The sequence below is a fragment of the Pseudobutyrivibrio xylanivorans genome, assembly GCF_010906925.1.
GTDB lineage: Bacteria > Bacillota > Clostridia > Lachnospirales > Lachnospiraceae > Pseudobutyrivibrio.
This window is the reverse complement of sequence record NZ_VTVE01000001.1, coordinates 1,374,766-1,389,851: the sequence shown is the minus strand read 5'-3', so window position 1 is coordinate 1,389,851 and position 15,086 is coordinate 1,374,766. Positions and strand designations below refer to the sequence as shown.

The window sequence follows — 15,086 nt, the reverse complement described above, 5'->3', positions numbered from 1 at the left end:
AATATTGACCTTCCACTATGTGGAAGGTTTATATTTTATTCAAAGACATGGCCTGGTCTAAGAATAATTACATTGGGAGGTAATGAGATATGGGAACAGTACCCGTAGCATCACTTGTAGGAATGTGTGTTTCACTGGTTATTGCATTTGGATTACCAATTGGACTCGTGATATATGGGAGAGCGAAACTAAAAGCAAACTTGATTTGGCTTGTAATCGGAGCAGTTACATTTGTAATATTTGCCCTGGTTTTAGAGCAAATTATGCATACTGTAATGCTTAGGCATCTAGGTGATACTTTAGCTGGAAATGTTTTATTGATGGCAATTTATGGGGGACTTGCAGCAGGTATATTTGAAGAAATAGGCCGTTTTGTTTCTATGAATTTATTTAAGAAACATAGTCTTGGAAAACAAAATGCATTTATGTATGGAGTTGGCCATGGTGGAATAGAAGCAATTATACTTGTTGGCATAACTTACATTTCGAATCTTTTAACTTCATTTATGATTAATGCAGGAACTTTTGAAGCCTCACTTTCTATGCTTGATGATAAAATGAAAGAGGATACTCTGAATCAGGTTTCCTTATTATGGACACTGCATCCGACAGTATTTTTTATGGCAGGCGTGGAGCGCATTATAGCTATAGCTTTACATATATGTTTGTCTTATATTGTTTATAAGGCAGTAACGGAGCATAAGATATATCTTCTTTTGGTAGCTATTGCTATTCATGCAGGTATTGATTTTATAACAGTTCTTCTCGGTGCTCAGATTTCAGTTTTCATGCTTGAGATTATACTTCTTCTTATCGTTGCAATAATTTCTATAATTGTTTATAAGAAATATAAAGGTGAAAAAACCGACAACAGGGAGCAGGATTATGAAAGAGAGAGTTTATGAAAACCGATGTGGAGCCATCCACTATTGGATAAATCCAGATGGGGATAATAAAGATAAGCAGATAGTATTTCTGCCGGGGCTTACTACTGATCATAGACTGTTTGATAAGCAGATAGAATATTTCGAAGGTAAGTATCCGGTGTTTGTATGGGACCCACCGGCTCATGCATCTTCCTATCCATTTGAGTTGGATTTTTCTCTATCCGATAAGGCTAGATGGCTAGATGAAATTCTTATGGAAAATGGTTTTGATAAGCCTGTAATTGTGGGACAGTCAATGGGGGGATATTTGGGACAGATGTATATGCAGCTTTTCCCAGAAAAGATAGTAGGATTCATTTCTATTGACTCAGCTCCGCTGCAGAAGCAGTATTATACAGGAATTGAACTATGGCTTTTACATAGGATGACTCCAGTCTATCGTCATTATCCATGGAAGACTCTGATTAGACAGGGAACAAAGGGCGTTGCTACTTCTGAATATGGGCGTGAGTTGATGAGAAAATTCATGATGACCTATGATGGTAATCAGGAAAGATATGCTAGGCTTGCGGGCAGTGGATTTAAGATTTTAGTGGAGGCAGTAGAAGAAGAGCTTCCTTATGAGATAAAGTGTCCGGCGGAACTTATATGCGGAACAAAGGATATGGCTGGGTCCACCAAAAGATATAATAGAGCTTGGCATAAGAAATCGAATCTACCAATTCATTGGATAGAAGGCGCTGGTCATAACGCAAATACGGATTGCCCAGAGGAAGTAAATAAAATAATTGAAGATTTTTTAAAATAAGTGTTGACCTTCCATCTGGTGGAAGCTTTATATTATAGCCATAGACAAGGCCAAGTCGAATAAAAAATCTAGGGAGAAAGCATGAAAATCAATCAAGTTGAAGAGCTAGTTGGAATTACTAAAAAAAATATTCGCTTCTATGAGGAGCAGGGATTGATTAATCCTGAGAGAAATAGAGACAATGGTTATAGAGAATATTCTCTTAAGGATGTGGATCTATTAAATAAGATAAAGCTACTTAGAAGTCTGGATGTTCCAATTGATGAGATTCGGAAATTGGAAGCAGGAGAGATATCCATGGTAGATTGTCTGGATAGGCACATTTCCCATTTTACACATCGCCAAAAGGAACTGGATATTATGAAAGAGATGTGCAGGGAAATAATGGCTGAAAATGTTCAATTTGATGATTTACAGGCAGACTCTTATCTAGAAAATATGAGAAACCTAGAAAGGGGAGGTGTCAGATTTATGGATGTAAATAAAACAGATATAAAGAAGACCAAAAGAGGCCCAATTATTGCAGCAGGGGTTAGCATCATATTTTTTATCCTTATGATAGTGTTTATGTGCTGGACGAAAAGTGCAGATGAGGAGACCCCTATAGGATTAGTTGTAGTTATGGTATTATTGTTTGTGTCTATGATTGTTGGAGTTTTGCTAGCACTTAGACAGAGATTAAAAGAAATTGATGGAGGAGAGATTAATGAAGCTCGTAAGTATTGAGACAATTCCAGGACAGGAATTTGAGGTTATTGGTGTGGTAAAGGGTACTATCGTACAGTCTAAAAACTTTGGTAAGGATTTTATGGCTGGAATGAAGACTCTTGTTGGTGGTGAGATTTCAAGCTATACAGAAATGCTTGTAGAGGCAAGACAGATTGCCACAAAGAGAATGGTAGATGAGGCAGAGCAGCTTGGGGCTGATGCTATCGTAGGAGTTAGATATGCATCTTCATCTGTTATGCAGGGTGCAGCAGAGGTGCTTGCATACGGAACTGCAGTAAAGTTTTTATAGAACTAGATAAATAATTAGGGATGGCAAATGCCATCCCTTTGTTGTTCATTAATTAAAATGTAACTGTCTTTGGAGCATCAGTGAATGATGAGAAAGTAGCTGTAGCGTTCTTGAAGTAAAGAACCTCAGTGTTGTCATCTTCAGCTGAATACATAGCCTTGAGATTTGGATAAGCATCAAGCATGTTCTCCTTAGCCTCGATTCTATCATCACGTACAAGCTCGCCTGCAACACGTACCCACTTTCCTTCTGCAAATCCGCAAATCTCTACCTTAGGATTCTTCTGAATCTGCTTTGATACGTCCTTTGACTTTCCAGTCTGGATGTAAAGCTTATCTTCGAAAATATGAATAGTGCCGAAAGGACGAACTCTTGGCTGGTCACCATCAACTGTAGCTAAATAATATGTACCGCATTTCTTTAAAAACTCGCAAACTTCTTGCATAATGAAAACCTCCTTAATGAATAATGCTTAAACACTTATATTATAATTAATTGCATGCAATCTTTTCAACCCTAAAATTCATAGGACGATTATGCAAACATGATAAATTGAAGTGTAGATTATTATTCCAACAAAAAAATTATACCAATAACTTTAAAGTAGTTATAGACAACTATAAAGGAGACTGGTATAATTAATATCGGTGTATGCGTTTATATGATTATTGAATCTAAAGTTTCAATTTTACGGGAAAATATTGGTTAATAGTAAAAAGGGAAGGACGGTTATGATGAAAAACAAAGCATTTTTTACAACATTAATTATTGGTGCACTTCTTTGCGGATGTGGTAGAACGTCGGACGTTGGTACAGGGAATATAGATAATGATGACTTAGTAAGAGAAGAGGTAAGTATAGAACAGCTTGCCACTAGGGGAAATGGAGATATGGTAGATTATGAATCTATCTATCTTAAATCAGATAATACTAATATAGGAGATAGAAATTACAGTTTATTATACTTAAATGATGATGACGTACCTGAGATAGCAGTTTATGGAAATGGTCTTCAGCATAATGATTTAGTTGAGATATATACCATAGTTGAAGGGGATGTAAAAGAACTTGGAGATTATGGTATGTATGGAACTATACAATATATCAAGCAGGAAGGAATTATCTACGAGGAGTACGATAGTGCTGAAAGCTTCTATACAAATATTTATAAGATGCAGGATGGAGATGTAACTACTGTAAATAGTCTGCAAATGGATTATGGAACGGATGGTATTGTTTATACTATAGATTCCCATTCAGCAGATGAAAGTGATTATAGAGAAATGCTTGCAGAGTATGACGGTAAGTTGGTAACAGTTGGAGCAGGTAAATAGTAGATGGATGCTAAGCTTGTTCAGAAAATGAAAAAAATTAGAAATGGGATTTTTGATTTAGTTGGCCTAACAATATTGTTATACACGATAGCTTTTATTCCGCTGACGATAGCAGGCCTTCAACTAAGAGCATGGGTTAATGTAGCATGCGCAGTGTTTGTTGGAGTTTGCGTGTTATTGTGGCTGCTTTTAACATTTATTACTGCTGATAGTATAAAAAAGAGAATTACTATGGGAGTAACACTTTTGGGAATAGCATGTTTCTTATGGATTTTTAGATTTCCATTATTTATATTTTGTGCAGCGGTGCCGCATAAAGAGCGAGTAGATACAATTGATGGAAAAACTTTTGTTGGCTATGAAGACAATTTCTGGGATAAATCAATAGACTATTACGAATATAAGAATTTTATTGTATCAGGTGCTAAACGGATTTTTTCATTATATACCGTAGAAGAAAAGCCGGATGGCAGCATAGCATATTATGATATGGATGGAAATAGGATAGATCATCTTCAGGATTTGCATGAATATAGGTATGTGGATGAATTAAAAGAATAAAAGTTATTTTATTCTTCAGATGTTATAAGGGAAGATAATTTATGAAAAAGAAACATTTAGTTATAGGCTTGGTGATAATAATAGTTTTACTATGTGGAGTAATCTGTTTTTTGAATCGAGACTATAGTTTTTCTTTTGTAAGAGACGAAAAGTATGGTTTATCTGTAAAAGTTAATAAATACATTGGAAGAGATCCAGTAATAGTTTTGCCAACTAAAATAGGTATTTGGGATGTGGTGGAATATGATGAATCTTTTTTGAACAACGAAAGAATAAAAGTTGTGACAATTCCAGAGGGCAATATAGCTTATCCTAAATTCCAGGATGATAATTATATACAGGTCGTTTTCTTTGATAATAATTGTACAGCAATACCTGATTCTTTTTTTGAAGGTTGTTGTAATTTGCGAGAAGTAAATGGACTATTGAAGGTTGAAATAATTGGAGCAAATGCTTTTCGCGGATGTAGTAAATTAGAAAATGTGGATTTTTCTTATAAATTAGAAGTCATAGGCGAGGGGGCTTTTGAAGGTACAGATATAGTTGATATAGACCATGGTATGACGATTTATTCAGAAGAAGAGAATGATGTTGTGGATAAATATTTTGAATTATGCAAAGTAGAGTCAATAACTGAAGATAAAGTGATTTTATATAGTCTAGATTCTGAATGTTATTATGAAATCGATTTAAGTGAAGCGGAAGACTTGATTGAAGGTGAGTATTACAATGTAGTATTTACTAGTAAAAATCAAATTGGCGAGAATAGATACTCAATCGAAGATGCTACTGTTATGTTAGAAACCTTCGAAGAGTGCATAATATGTAATTATTGAATATTATCATGGAGGAAATGATGTACATGAAAAATAAAAAGTATAGATGGTGTGTTGCTGGTCTTGCGGTTGCTATGGTTATGTGTTCCTGTGGCAAGTCGACAGATTCAGTTAGCAATAAAAATGAGGAAGTAGTAGAAGAAAAGCAATCAGAAGAAAATACGGAAGAGATTGTATCTGAAGTAAAAAATAGCTATTTTTTTGATGCATCCCAGGAGAATCCTACATATACAGTAAATGCATTCTTGGAAGAGGATGTGGATGAGGTCAACATGAAAGTTGAGCAGGTGGCTACTTATGATAATGGCGATGTATATACCATTAATATTCAGTATGATGATTGTCCGGGCAGATACTATTATGATGTTACAGATAGATTCAATCTAGGTTTCTTCTATGTAACAGATAGCAAGATAATAATGATAAGAGAACAGGAAGATGTTCCAACGGAAGATGAGTTTATTTCAGATGGTATCCTAATATGTGATAGTGAGGATTCTACGATAAATAATGATGGCGAAGAAGTTGAAATAACAAATGAGGATGGCACTTGTAGATGTAGTATTTACAACACCCTTATAGAAAGCGGCTTTTATTCTACTTTTGTTTGGACTGAAGGAAAAGGGCTTACTTGTTTCAGATCTGGATATGGAGCAGGGGGAGAGCCAATCGAACTAGTGCTTCAAGACTATAGAGATATCAAAAGCATAAGTTTACTAGATATATATGATTTTGATGATGATTCTTCTTTAGAAAATGGTATGTATACTCAGGTGACAGATGAAGCATCGGAAGAGGAGTTTTTATCATATTTTTATAATGATGATTCTCAGTATGAGATGATTGAAGACGCTGGTGCTGAGGTTTTTGTTGGAACAGTAGAAGATAAAAACGTATTTGTATCATTGGTTAGCAATAGTAAATCAGAGTATCCTAAGGAGGCCTATGGATTTAAATATTCAACTAGTGACGCTGTAAAAGAGGCTAAATACATTCCATATCAAGAAGGTATAGAGGTCCTTGATGGAATAAAATCTATAGATGGTAAAGAATACCAGTACATCGATGAGATTAGGCCTCTGCTAGATTACCAAGAAAAAGAATATATAAGAGAAGATGGCAAAATAGTAAAGGTGGAATATAGCTCAGATTCAGAGGAATATGGAACCTATAATTCCTCAGGAACCCTATATTATGACAGTCAAGAACGTCCTTTTTATAAATCATATTATGTCACTAGCGGCTCAAAATATATGTTTTATTTATACGATGAAGAAGGAAAATTGATGCAGATATTTGATTTTGGTGGCATGGCCTATAAAGGGCTAGAAGAAAACCAGGATATTGAAATTGGAGTGGATTTTAAAACATATATTTTTGAAAGATAATGGGGATGGCAAAGGCCATCCCTTTTTTATATAATTTATGCTATGGGAAATAAAGATAATCAGGAATTTAATAAGGCCTTATCTAATTTCATAAATGATGCAGCAGCTGGTGGAGCAGTGCGGCATTTGGCAGACAAGGGATATGGCATAAGCGAGATAGGCGAGCAGCTGGATTTTCCGGTGTCAAAGGAGAAGATTGCCAATTTTATGTGGGAACATTTTCTAAATACAGGAAAGATTTCCCTTGAAGCGCCAAGGGACACCTATGAGAAGGCTTCTTTTGTGAAGGAGCAGGATGAATTTGGCAAGATTAGTTTCAGAAGGGTGACAGAAACTGTTGATAACTCAAACCGTAAATACGTATTATGTGAATTCGGCAAGAAGTTATATAGGAAAGATCCTGAGTTTGTGACGTGGCTAGATAGCTTGGAGGATAGGGATAAGGAATATATTTTACTATTGCCTTGGCCGCTAGAGCCTGTGTACCATGAGCTGGATGAGAGAATGATTAGACTTGGATTTAAAGCATAAGATAGGACAGATTATGAAGACTACAAATCATATTAAAGGTATTATTTTTATTTTGCTGGCAGCATTTGGATTTTCTCTTATGACCTTTTTTGTAAGGATATCGGGAGACCTTCCAACAATGCAAAAGGTATTTTTCAGAAATAGTGTTGCACTTATAGTAGCGGTATCAGTAATGATTCGTTCCAAGGAAAAAATTGTAGTGGGAAAGGGCAACAGGCTAGGTCTTTTCCTAAGATGTTTTTTTGGTACTACAGGAGTGATTTGTAATTTCTATGCCATAGATAGACTTGGAATAGCAGATGCTAATATGCTAAATAAGCTATCGCCATTTTTTGCCATACTACTTTCTATTGTTATTTTAAAAGAGATACCAAATAAATTTGATATTATAACCACAGTTATAGCTTTTATAGGGGCGTTGTTTATCATAAGACCTACAGGAGCTGTCTCATCATTCTTCCCAGCAATTATGGGATTGATAGGAGGATTTGGAGCGGGAGCAGCATACGTATTCGTTAGAAAAATAAGCAATAATGGTGTGAAGACACCTGTTATTGTAGCTGGCTTCTCACTGTTCTCGTGTCTTGTAACTTTACCATTTTTAATTTTTGATTATTCTCCAATGAGTTTAAAGCAACTGGGATTTTTGGTAATGGCTGGAGTGGCAGCATCTCTTGGACAGTTTTCTATTACAACTGCCTATAAGTATGCGCCTGCAAAAGAGATATCTGTGTTTGATTACACTCAGGTAATATTTGCTGCACTGCTTGGATTTGCATTTTTTGGAGAGATTCCAGTGGCACTTAGCTTTGTTGGATATGGAATTATCATCACCGTGGCGGTGATTCGTTGGAATAGAAATAGAAAGATAGATTAATGGTAAATCATTATGGCAATAATTAGAATTAATGATATTAATGACGATAGAGTGGAGTTGTTTACAAAATATAATGAGGCTCAGCTTTATCATTATTTTGAGCCAAAGGGGGGAGCATTTATAGCAGAGACACCTGAGGTAATTAAGCGTGCCCTTGATAGGGGAGCGGAGCCTTTGGCGTTTCTTGTAGAAGAAAAGGCTTTTGAAAGTGATGTGGTACAGAGTCTGCTTAGAGACTATTTAGAAGAAATTGATGTATTTATAGCACAGCTTAATGTGATTAATAAAATCACAGGTTTTAATCTGACCAGAGGTGTGCTTGCTGCATGTAAGCGTCCTAATCTTCCAGAGGCAGGAGATCTTTTAGCAGGGGCTAGACGAGTTGCTATTTTGGAGGATGTGATGAATCCTACCAATGTGGGTGCTATTTTTAGAAGTGCAGCAGCCCTTGGAATAGAGGCGATTTTTCTTACCCATCCCAGTGCGGATCCTTTCTACAGAAGAGCTGCTAGAGTTTCTATGGGGACGGTATTTCAGGTGCCATGGACATATTTTATAAAGGATTCAGACTATATGAATACTCTTCATGAGGCGGGATTTTCTGTTGTTTCTATGGCTCTTAAAGAAGGTGCTATACCCCTCTCCGCGCCAGAGTTGAAGGCACAGGAGAAGCTTGCAGTGGTATTTGGAACAGAGAGTACTGGAATAAAGGATGAGACAATAGCAAAGTCTGATTTTGTTTCTATTATTCCAATGCACAATGAGGTGGATTCTTTAAATGTTGCAGCAGCAAGTGCAGTGACATTTTGGGAGCTTTGTAAATAATCATTATTTATTAAGAAATATAAGGATTATTATTTGTAAGTAATATTCATAGGGAGGCGTTATAATGGATGAGCGATTGAAAAGGCAGATGGATTTTGCCCTTGAGATAGATAAAGAGAAAAACATTTTCAGACAGACTCATATATCAGGTCATGGTCGAAATGAGAATGATGCAGAGCATGCTTGGCACATGGCCATTATGGCTTATCTATTGCAGGAGTATTCCAACGAGAAAATAGATGTGGCAAAGGTAATGCTCATGTGTTTGATTCATGATATAGTGGAAATCGATGCAGGGGATACCTATGCATACGATGAAGAGGGGCTTAAGACCCAGAAGGCCAGGGAGGATGCTGCAAAAGAGCGCATTTTTTCTATTTTGCCAGATGATCAAAAGGAAAAGCTCATGGGGCTTTTTGATGAGTTTGAAGCCTATGAGACTGCTGAGGCAAAATTTGCTCACGCCATGGACAATATACAGCCACTTATGCTTAATGACAGCAATGGTGGAGCTGACTGGAGAGAGCATCAGGCTAAGGCATCTTTAGTTTATGGTCGTCAGGGCAAGACAGCACTTGGTTCTCAGAAATTGTTTGATGAAGTGGTAGATGTGCTTATCAAGCGCAACATTGAAAATGGAAATATTAAACCAGAATAAGTAAAGGATTTTTATGAAAGCACTTATTGCAATGAGCGGCGGTGTAGATAGTAGTGTAGCTGCTCTTTTAATGAAAGAAAAAGGATATGATTGTATTGGTTGCACCATGAAGCTCTATGCCAATGAGGATATTAATGTGTGCGCCACTAACACTTGCTGTTCTTTAGATGATGTAGAGGATGCTAAATCAGTGGCAAGGCGACTTTCCATGCCTCATTACACATTTAATTTTCAGGATAGATTTAGAGAGACAGTTATAAACGATTTTATTAATTGCTATGAAAATGGAATGACACCTAATCCATGTATTCAGTGCAACAAGCACATGAAGTTCTCAGAGCTCTATAGGAGGGCATTGGAGCTTGGCTGTGACAAGGTAGTAACAGGTCACTATGTAAGAATCCGTAAATGCGATAATGGATACCAGCTTTTAAAGGGACTTGATGACAACAAGGATCAGTCTTATGTTCTCTATAACATGACACAGGAGGAGCTTGCACACACTGATTTTCCTCTGGGAGAATTGACTAAGGATGAGGTTAGAAAGATTGCTGAGAGCAATGATTTTATCAATGCCAACAAGCCTGACAGTCAGGATATTTGTTTTGTGCCAGATGGAGATTATGTGTCTGCACTTAAGAGACTTACTGGCAAGGAATATGAGCCAGGTGAATTTGTGGACGCCGATGGCAATGTGCTTGGTCAGCACAAGGGAATAGTAGGATATACAATCGGTCAGAGAAAGGGGCTTGGTATTTCTGCTGCTCATCCACTTTATGTGACAAAGCTTGACGTTCCTAATAATAAGGTTGTGTTAGGAAAGAATGAAGATCTTTTTACAAGAGACGTGTATGTTAAGGATATAAATTGGATTGGTCCAGATGAGACTCCAGAGAGATTTTCTTGCAAGGCTAAGGTTCGCTATAGAATGGCAGAGCAGCCATGTCAGGTAGAAAAGACTGGTCCTACTTCTGCAAAGATTATTTTTGATGAGCCACAGAGGGCAATTACACCGGGACAATCTGCTGTATTTTATGATGGAGAGGTTGTTCTTGGTGGAGGAATAATATATAATAATTCACTGTGATAAATTTTGGTTTTAGTAAAGCTTTAAGGAATATTTTGTAATGAAAGGTTCTCAAAAGAAAAAAATATTTTGGATGATTTTTTCTTTGGCCTTGGCGCTTTTGACCATATGGGCGGTGCTAAAGCAGAGTGAGGACATGTCTATAAAAAAGCTCCTTACAATTATTGAAGGAGCAGATAAAAAATGGATTATTGTCTCCATGATTTCGGCTGCTTTGTTTGTTTTTTTTGAAGCGGTAGCGATTTGCTCGATTTTAAAGGAAATCTCATACAAAAAAAGTATAGGTAAAGGTATTCTTTACAGTACATCAGATATTTATTTTTCGGCTATCACACCGTCAGCTACAGGTGGTCAGCCTGCCAGCGCATTTTTCATGTTGAGAGATGGCATACCGGTGGGTGTGGCATCCGCTACTTTAGTTGTGAATTTGATGATGTATACGGCAGCTATTATTTTTCTTGGTTTGATAGCTGTAATCCTATCACCTAAGCTATATTTTGAATTTAATTTTTGGTCTAGGGTTTTTATAGGGGCAGGAGCTATAGGACTTACAGTTCTAGTTATTTTCTTCTTGGCGGTTTTGCGAAGAGGTGAAAAGGTATTTACCGCACTGGCAAATCTTCTTCGATTCCTGCACAAGAAAAAGATTATTCACAAGCTGGACAGTAGATTACTGAGGCTTAACAAAATACAGATTGATTATGAAAATTGCTCCAGCCTTATTGCTGGCAAGTCTTCAATTATGTTCAAGGCGTTCTTTTGGAATGTGATTCAGCGAAGTTGCCAGATTGTAGTACCTTCAATGGTATATATGGCATTGGGCGGTCAGAGACATCAATCTGTTTTGCTGTTTTTTAAACAGTGCCTAATTACAATAGGTTACAATTTTGTCCCTATTCCAGGTGCTATGGGAATAGCTGATTATCTTATGATTGATGGATTCTCTAGTTTTATGACAAAAAATGCGGCGTTTGAATTAGATATGATTAGCCGCGGTATTACATTTTATATTTGCGTGACAATCAGTGGATTAGTCACACTGATAGGATATATGAAAGGGAAGAAGAGATATGATAGGAGTTTATGATTACACGGTTATTTTAACTTATCTTTCAACTTGCTCAGGCTTGCTTGGAATTATTTTTACAATGACAGAGGTGGGACATCCATACTGCGGCACACTGTTTCTTATGATTTCAGGATTGCTTGATGGATTTGATGGCAAGGTTGCTAGAACAAAACAAAACAGAACTGATTTGGAGAAGCGTTTTGGAATTCAAATCGATTCACTTTCAGATTTAATATGCTTTGGTATTCTTCCAGCAACTATCGGAATTGCACAGCTTAGAGTAAATGGACGTCTTCCAGAACTTTCACTTACTGACAAGCAGATTCCAAACCACATGGGACTTTTAGTGCTTCTTATTTCTATTGCTGTATTTTATGTACTTTCAGCACTTATTAGACTTGCTTATTTCAACTCTACAACAGAGGAGAGAGCAGAAGAGGCTAAAATCAAGGGTAAGGAATACTTTACAGGTATGCCAGTTACTGTAGCAGCACTTATTTTTCCACTTACACTTGTAGTTCATTGGTTTGTTAGAGCGGATCTTACAATGTTCTATTTCTGGGTATTGTTTATTATGAGCCTTCTTTTTATAGGCAATTTCAAGGTACCAAAGCCTAACATTAAGCAGTTTATCGGTATTTTCTTTGTGGGATTAGTTGAGTTTGTAGCAGTTATTTTTATTTTATTCTTTTCGTAGATGAGTACATTAAATTTTTTATATGAAACAAAATTGGGGCGAATAATACTTCGCCCCTTAATATCAAAACCAATTTCTGATTTTTCTGGATTTATTTTAGATTCCAAAATATCAAAGGCATTAATTCGCCCTTTTGCAAAAAATAATAATATTAATTTAGATGACTATATTTTAGATGATATAGGTTCTTTTAATGACTTCTTCTGTAGAAGAATTAAGTCAGAACTCAGACCGATTGATGGTGAGCCTAGTCATCTTATCACTCCATGTGACGGATTACTTAAGGTGATTCCTATTAAAAATGGAGAGGTTTTCCCTGTAAAGCAGAGCATTTTTACAATAGGAGATTTGCTTAAGGATAAGGAGCTGGCAGACAGTTTTGAAGGTGGCTATTGTCTGGTATATCGTCTATGCGTTAATCATTATCATAGATATAGCTATTTTGAATCTGGTGTGAAAGGTGTGGATGTAGTTATCCCTGGAGTTTATCACACAGTTCGTCCTATAGCCCTTGAGGCAGGTCCTGTTTTTGTACAAAACGCAAGGGAGTATACAGTTATCGAAACTGAGAATTTCGGCAAATGCGTACAGATGGAAGTTGGTGCTATGCTTGTAGGACGTATAGTAAATGAGGAGCCTGAGTCAAAAGAGGTAACTCGCGGCAGCGAGAAAGGCCACTTTGAATATGGCGGCTCTACTATCATAGTGCTTGTTCCACCGGGTAGAGCAGTAATTGATGAGCAATTGCTTGAGGCATCTGCTAAGGGAGAGGAGACTCCTGTTGTTTTAGGTCAACAAATAGGAACTACGATATAGTAAAATCATATTATAGATTATTATTGCCTTTCACTTCTCTGGTAGGTACAGAGAGGTGGGAGGTTTTTTGTTTTGGAAATGTAATTGATGATAAAAAATTAAATTATGTTTACATAAGTGGTTTAGTATGCTAAAGTAATAAAGTAATTTTTAACGAAACTATAAGGAGAAAATAGATGAAGAAGAGATTACTTGCTGCTTTATTAACTGTTGCAATGGTTGCATCTTTTGGTGCTTGCGGTGCAAAAAAAGAAGAGGCTACAACAGGTGAGGCTACAGAAGAGACAGTAGATAGCGATGTTGCTTATATTCAGGAGAAGGGTACTTTAGTTGTTGGTATCACTGATTTTGCTCCTATGGATTATAAGGATGATGATGGCAACTGGATTGGCTTTGATGCTGATATGGCGAAAAAGGTTGCTGAGTCACTTGGCGTAGATGTTGAGTTTGTTGAGATTGATTGGGACAACAAGATTCTTGAGCTTGATAATAAATCAATCGATGTGGTTTGGAATGGTATGACTCTTACATCAGAAGTTACTAATGCAATGGAGTGCACTAATGCATATCTTAACAATGCACAGGTTGTCGTAGTATCTAAGGACAAGGCAGAGGATATTACTTCAGCAGAGGATGCATCTTCACTTTCATTTGCAGTAGAGTCTGGTTCTGCTGGTGAAGCAGCAGCTTCAGAGAACGGATTTGACTATGTAGCTGTTAAGTCACAGGCTGATGCAGTTATGGAAGTTGCAGCTGGTACTTCAGATGCATGTATCATCGACTTGTTAATGGCAGGTGCTATGGTAGGCGAGGGCACAAGCTATCCAGATCTTACATATACAGTTGAGCTTACAAGCGAGGAGTACGGAATCGGATGTCGTAAGGGTTCAGACCTTGCAGCATATATTAATGATGAGCTCAAGGCACTTTACGAAGATGGCACTATGAACGCAATTGGCGAAGAGTACGGAGTTCAGGCAGCTATCGTAAAACAGTAGGACGGTATTTAAGATGTTTGCAAACGTAACATTATCACTACTTGAGGGTTTCTTGGGAACCCTCAAGTTATTTATTTTAACACTTTTATTATCACTTCCATTGGGACTTCTTATTAGCTTTGGCTCTATGAACAAGAATCCTATAGTGAGACTTCCAATCAGATTTATAATTTGGGTTGTACGTGGTACGCCACTTATGTTACAGCTTCTCATTATTTTCTATGGACCGGGTATATTTTTCGGGATGAATTTCTGGGGCTCTGGTGACACTGGTAGATTTACAGCAGCACTTGTTGCATTTGTAATTAACTACGCTTGCTATTTCAGTGAGATTTTCAGAGGTGGTATCCAGTCTATTCCAAAGGGACAGTATGAGGCGGCCGCAGTTCTTGGACTTACTAAGGGGCAGACTTTCTTTAAAATAGTGCTTCTGCAGGTAGTAAAGAGAATTGTTCCACCTATTTCAAATGAAGTTATCACACTTGTTAAGGATACTTCTCTTGCGAGAGTTATTGCCTTCTATGAAATCATCTGGGAGGGCGAGAGATTTATTAAGAGTGCAGGAATCATTTGGCCACTGTTCTATACAGGTGCATTTTATCTTGTATTCAGTGGAGTTTTGACTCTGTTATTTGGCTATATTGAAAAGAAATTGGATTATTTCAAATAGGATAATTCATAAGGACGAGAGATAGA

At 37.0% G+C, this 15,086-nt stretch carries 19 protein-coding genes; 18 read left to right on the top strand and 1 reads right to left on the bottom strand.

Features of this window, described 5'->3' with window-relative positions; translation table 11 throughout:
- Window positions 1-89: 89 nt before the first annotated feature.
- From F0Q01_RS06615 to F0Q01_RS06600, 4 genes are all read left to right on the top strand, one after another.
- Window positions 90-905, top strand: a complete 816-nt coding sequence (locus F0Q01_RS06615) for a YhfC family intramembrane metalloprotease (protein WP_090487541.1) — start codon at window positions 90-92, stop codon at window positions 903-905.
- A complete protein-coding gene (locus F0Q01_RS06610; protein ID WP_090487538.1) occupies window positions 886-1,695 on the top strand; it encodes an alpha/beta fold hydrolase in 810 nt (269 codons plus the stop codon). The genes F0Q01_RS06615 and F0Q01_RS06610 overlap by 20 nt, the downstream gene beginning before the upstream one ends.
- Before the next feature lie 81 nt (window positions 1,696-1,776).
- A complete protein-coding gene (locus tag F0Q01_RS06605; protein WP_090487534.1) occupies window positions 1,777-2,421 on the top strand; it encodes a MerR family transcriptional regulator in 645 nt (214 codons plus the stop codon).
- Window positions 2,402-2,713 carry a YbjQ family protein gene (locus F0Q01_RS06600; RefSeq protein ID WP_090154736.1) on the top strand — a complete coding sequence of 104 codons (312 nt, stop codon included), beginning with the start codon at window positions 2,402-2,404 and terminating at the stop codon, window positions 2,711-2,713. Before F0Q01_RS06605 ends, F0Q01_RS06600 begins: the two co-directional genes overlap by 20 nt.
- A gap of 52 nt (window positions 2,714-2,765) precedes the next feature.
- Here F0Q01_RS06600 and F0Q01_RS06595 read toward each other — a convergent pair whose 3' ends face one another.
- Window positions 2,766-3,158: a pyridoxamine 5'-phosphate oxidase family protein gene (locus tag F0Q01_RS06595; RefSeq protein ID WP_090487531.1), complete on the bottom strand. Its 393-nt coding sequence runs from the start codon at window positions 3,156-3,158 to the stop codon at window positions 2,766-2,768.
- A 286-nt stretch (window positions 3,159-3,444) separates the two neighbouring features.
- Between F0Q01_RS06595 and F0Q01_RS06590 the strand changes: the two genes are divergently transcribed.
- The 14 genes from F0Q01_RS06590 (at window position 3,445) to F0Q01_RS06525 (ending at window position 15,060) form a co-directional block, all read left to right on the top strand.
- Window positions 3,445-4,047, top strand: a complete 603-nt coding sequence (locus F0Q01_RS06590) for a hypothetical protein (protein ID WP_090487529.1) — start codon at window positions 3,445-3,447, stop codon at window positions 4,045-4,047.
- A 3-nt stretch (window positions 4,048-4,050) separates the two neighbouring features.
- Complete coding sequence (locus F0Q01_RS06585) at window positions 4,051-4,608, top strand: hypothetical protein (protein ID WP_090487526.1); 558 nt, start codon at window positions 4,051-4,053, stop codon at window positions 4,606-4,608.
- 41 nt (window positions 4,609-4,649) lie between these two features.
- Window positions 4,650-5,444 carry a leucine-rich repeat protein gene (locus F0Q01_RS06580; RefSeq protein ID WP_090487523.1) on the top strand — a complete coding sequence of 265 codons (795 nt, stop codon included), beginning with the start codon at window positions 4,650-4,652 and terminating at the stop codon, window positions 5,442-5,444.
- 26 nt (window positions 5,445-5,470) lie between these two features.
- A complete protein-coding gene (locus tag F0Q01_RS06575) occupies window positions 5,471-6,832 on the top strand; it encodes a hypothetical protein (protein WP_143096640.1) in 1,362 nt (453 codons plus the stop codon).
- A gap of 42 nt (window positions 6,833-6,874) precedes the next feature.
- Window positions 6,875-7,363 (top strand): hypothetical protein, encoded by a 489-nt coding sequence (locus F0Q01_RS06570; protein WP_090487517.1) that lies wholly within the window; start codon window positions 6,875-6,877, stop codon window positions 7,361-7,363.
- A complete protein-coding gene (locus F0Q01_RS06565; protein ID WP_330584276.1) occupies window positions 7,347-8,240 on the top strand; it encodes a DMT family transporter in 894 nt (297 codons plus the stop codon). The genes F0Q01_RS06570 and F0Q01_RS06565 overlap by 17 nt, the downstream gene beginning before the upstream one ends.
- 12 nt (window positions 8,241-8,252) lie before the next feature.
- On the top strand, window positions 8,253-9,065 hold the full coding sequence (locus F0Q01_RS06560; RefSeq protein WP_090487514.1) for a TrmH family RNA methyltransferase: 813 nt from the start codon (window positions 8,253-8,255) through the stop codon (window positions 9,063-9,065).
- Window positions 9,066-9,129: 64 nt separating this feature from the next.
- A complete protein-coding gene (locus F0Q01_RS06555; protein WP_090154751.1) occupies window positions 9,130-9,723 on the top strand; it encodes an HD domain-containing protein in 594 nt (197 codons plus the stop codon).
- Between the two features lie 13 nt (window positions 9,724-9,736).
- The gene (gene mnmA / locus F0Q01_RS06550; RefSeq protein WP_090487511.1) at window positions 9,737-10,810 is read left to right on the top strand and encodes a tRNA 2-thiouridine(34) synthase MnmA; all 1,074 of its coding nucleotides are present in this window, start codon (window positions 9,737-9,739) and stop codon (window positions 10,808-10,810) included.
- A 40-nt stretch (window positions 10,811-10,850) separates the two neighbouring features.
- The gene (locus F0Q01_RS06545; RefSeq protein WP_090487507.1) at window positions 10,851-11,897 is read left to right on the top strand and encodes a lysylphosphatidylglycerol synthase transmembrane domain-containing protein; all 1,047 of its coding nucleotides are present in this window, start codon (window positions 10,851-10,853) and stop codon (window positions 11,895-11,897) included.
- Window positions 11,881-12,576: a CDP-alcohol phosphatidyltransferase family protein gene (locus F0Q01_RS06540; RefSeq protein ID WP_090487504.1), complete on the top strand. Its 696-nt coding sequence runs from the start codon at window positions 11,881-11,883 to the stop codon at window positions 12,574-12,576. The genes F0Q01_RS06545 and F0Q01_RS06540 overlap by 17 nt, the downstream gene beginning before the upstream one ends.
- The gene (locus tag F0Q01_RS06535) at window positions 12,577-13,392 is read left to right on the top strand and encodes a phosphatidylserine decarboxylase (protein WP_090487501.1); all 816 of its coding nucleotides are present in this window, start codon (window positions 12,577-12,579) and stop codon (window positions 13,390-13,392) included.
- A gap of 176 nt (window positions 13,393-13,568) precedes the next feature.
- Complete coding sequence (locus F0Q01_RS06530; RefSeq protein ID WP_090487498.1) at window positions 13,569-14,390, top strand: transporter substrate-binding domain-containing protein; 822 nt, start codon at window positions 13,569-13,571, stop codon at window positions 14,388-14,390.
- Window positions 14,391-14,403: 13 nt separating this feature from the next.
- Window positions 14,404-15,060, top strand: a complete 657-nt coding sequence (locus tag F0Q01_RS06525; RefSeq protein ID WP_090154764.1) for an amino acid ABC transporter permease — start codon at window positions 14,404-14,406, stop codon at window positions 15,058-15,060.
- The last annotated feature ends 26 nt before the right edge of the window (window positions 15,061-15,086 follow it).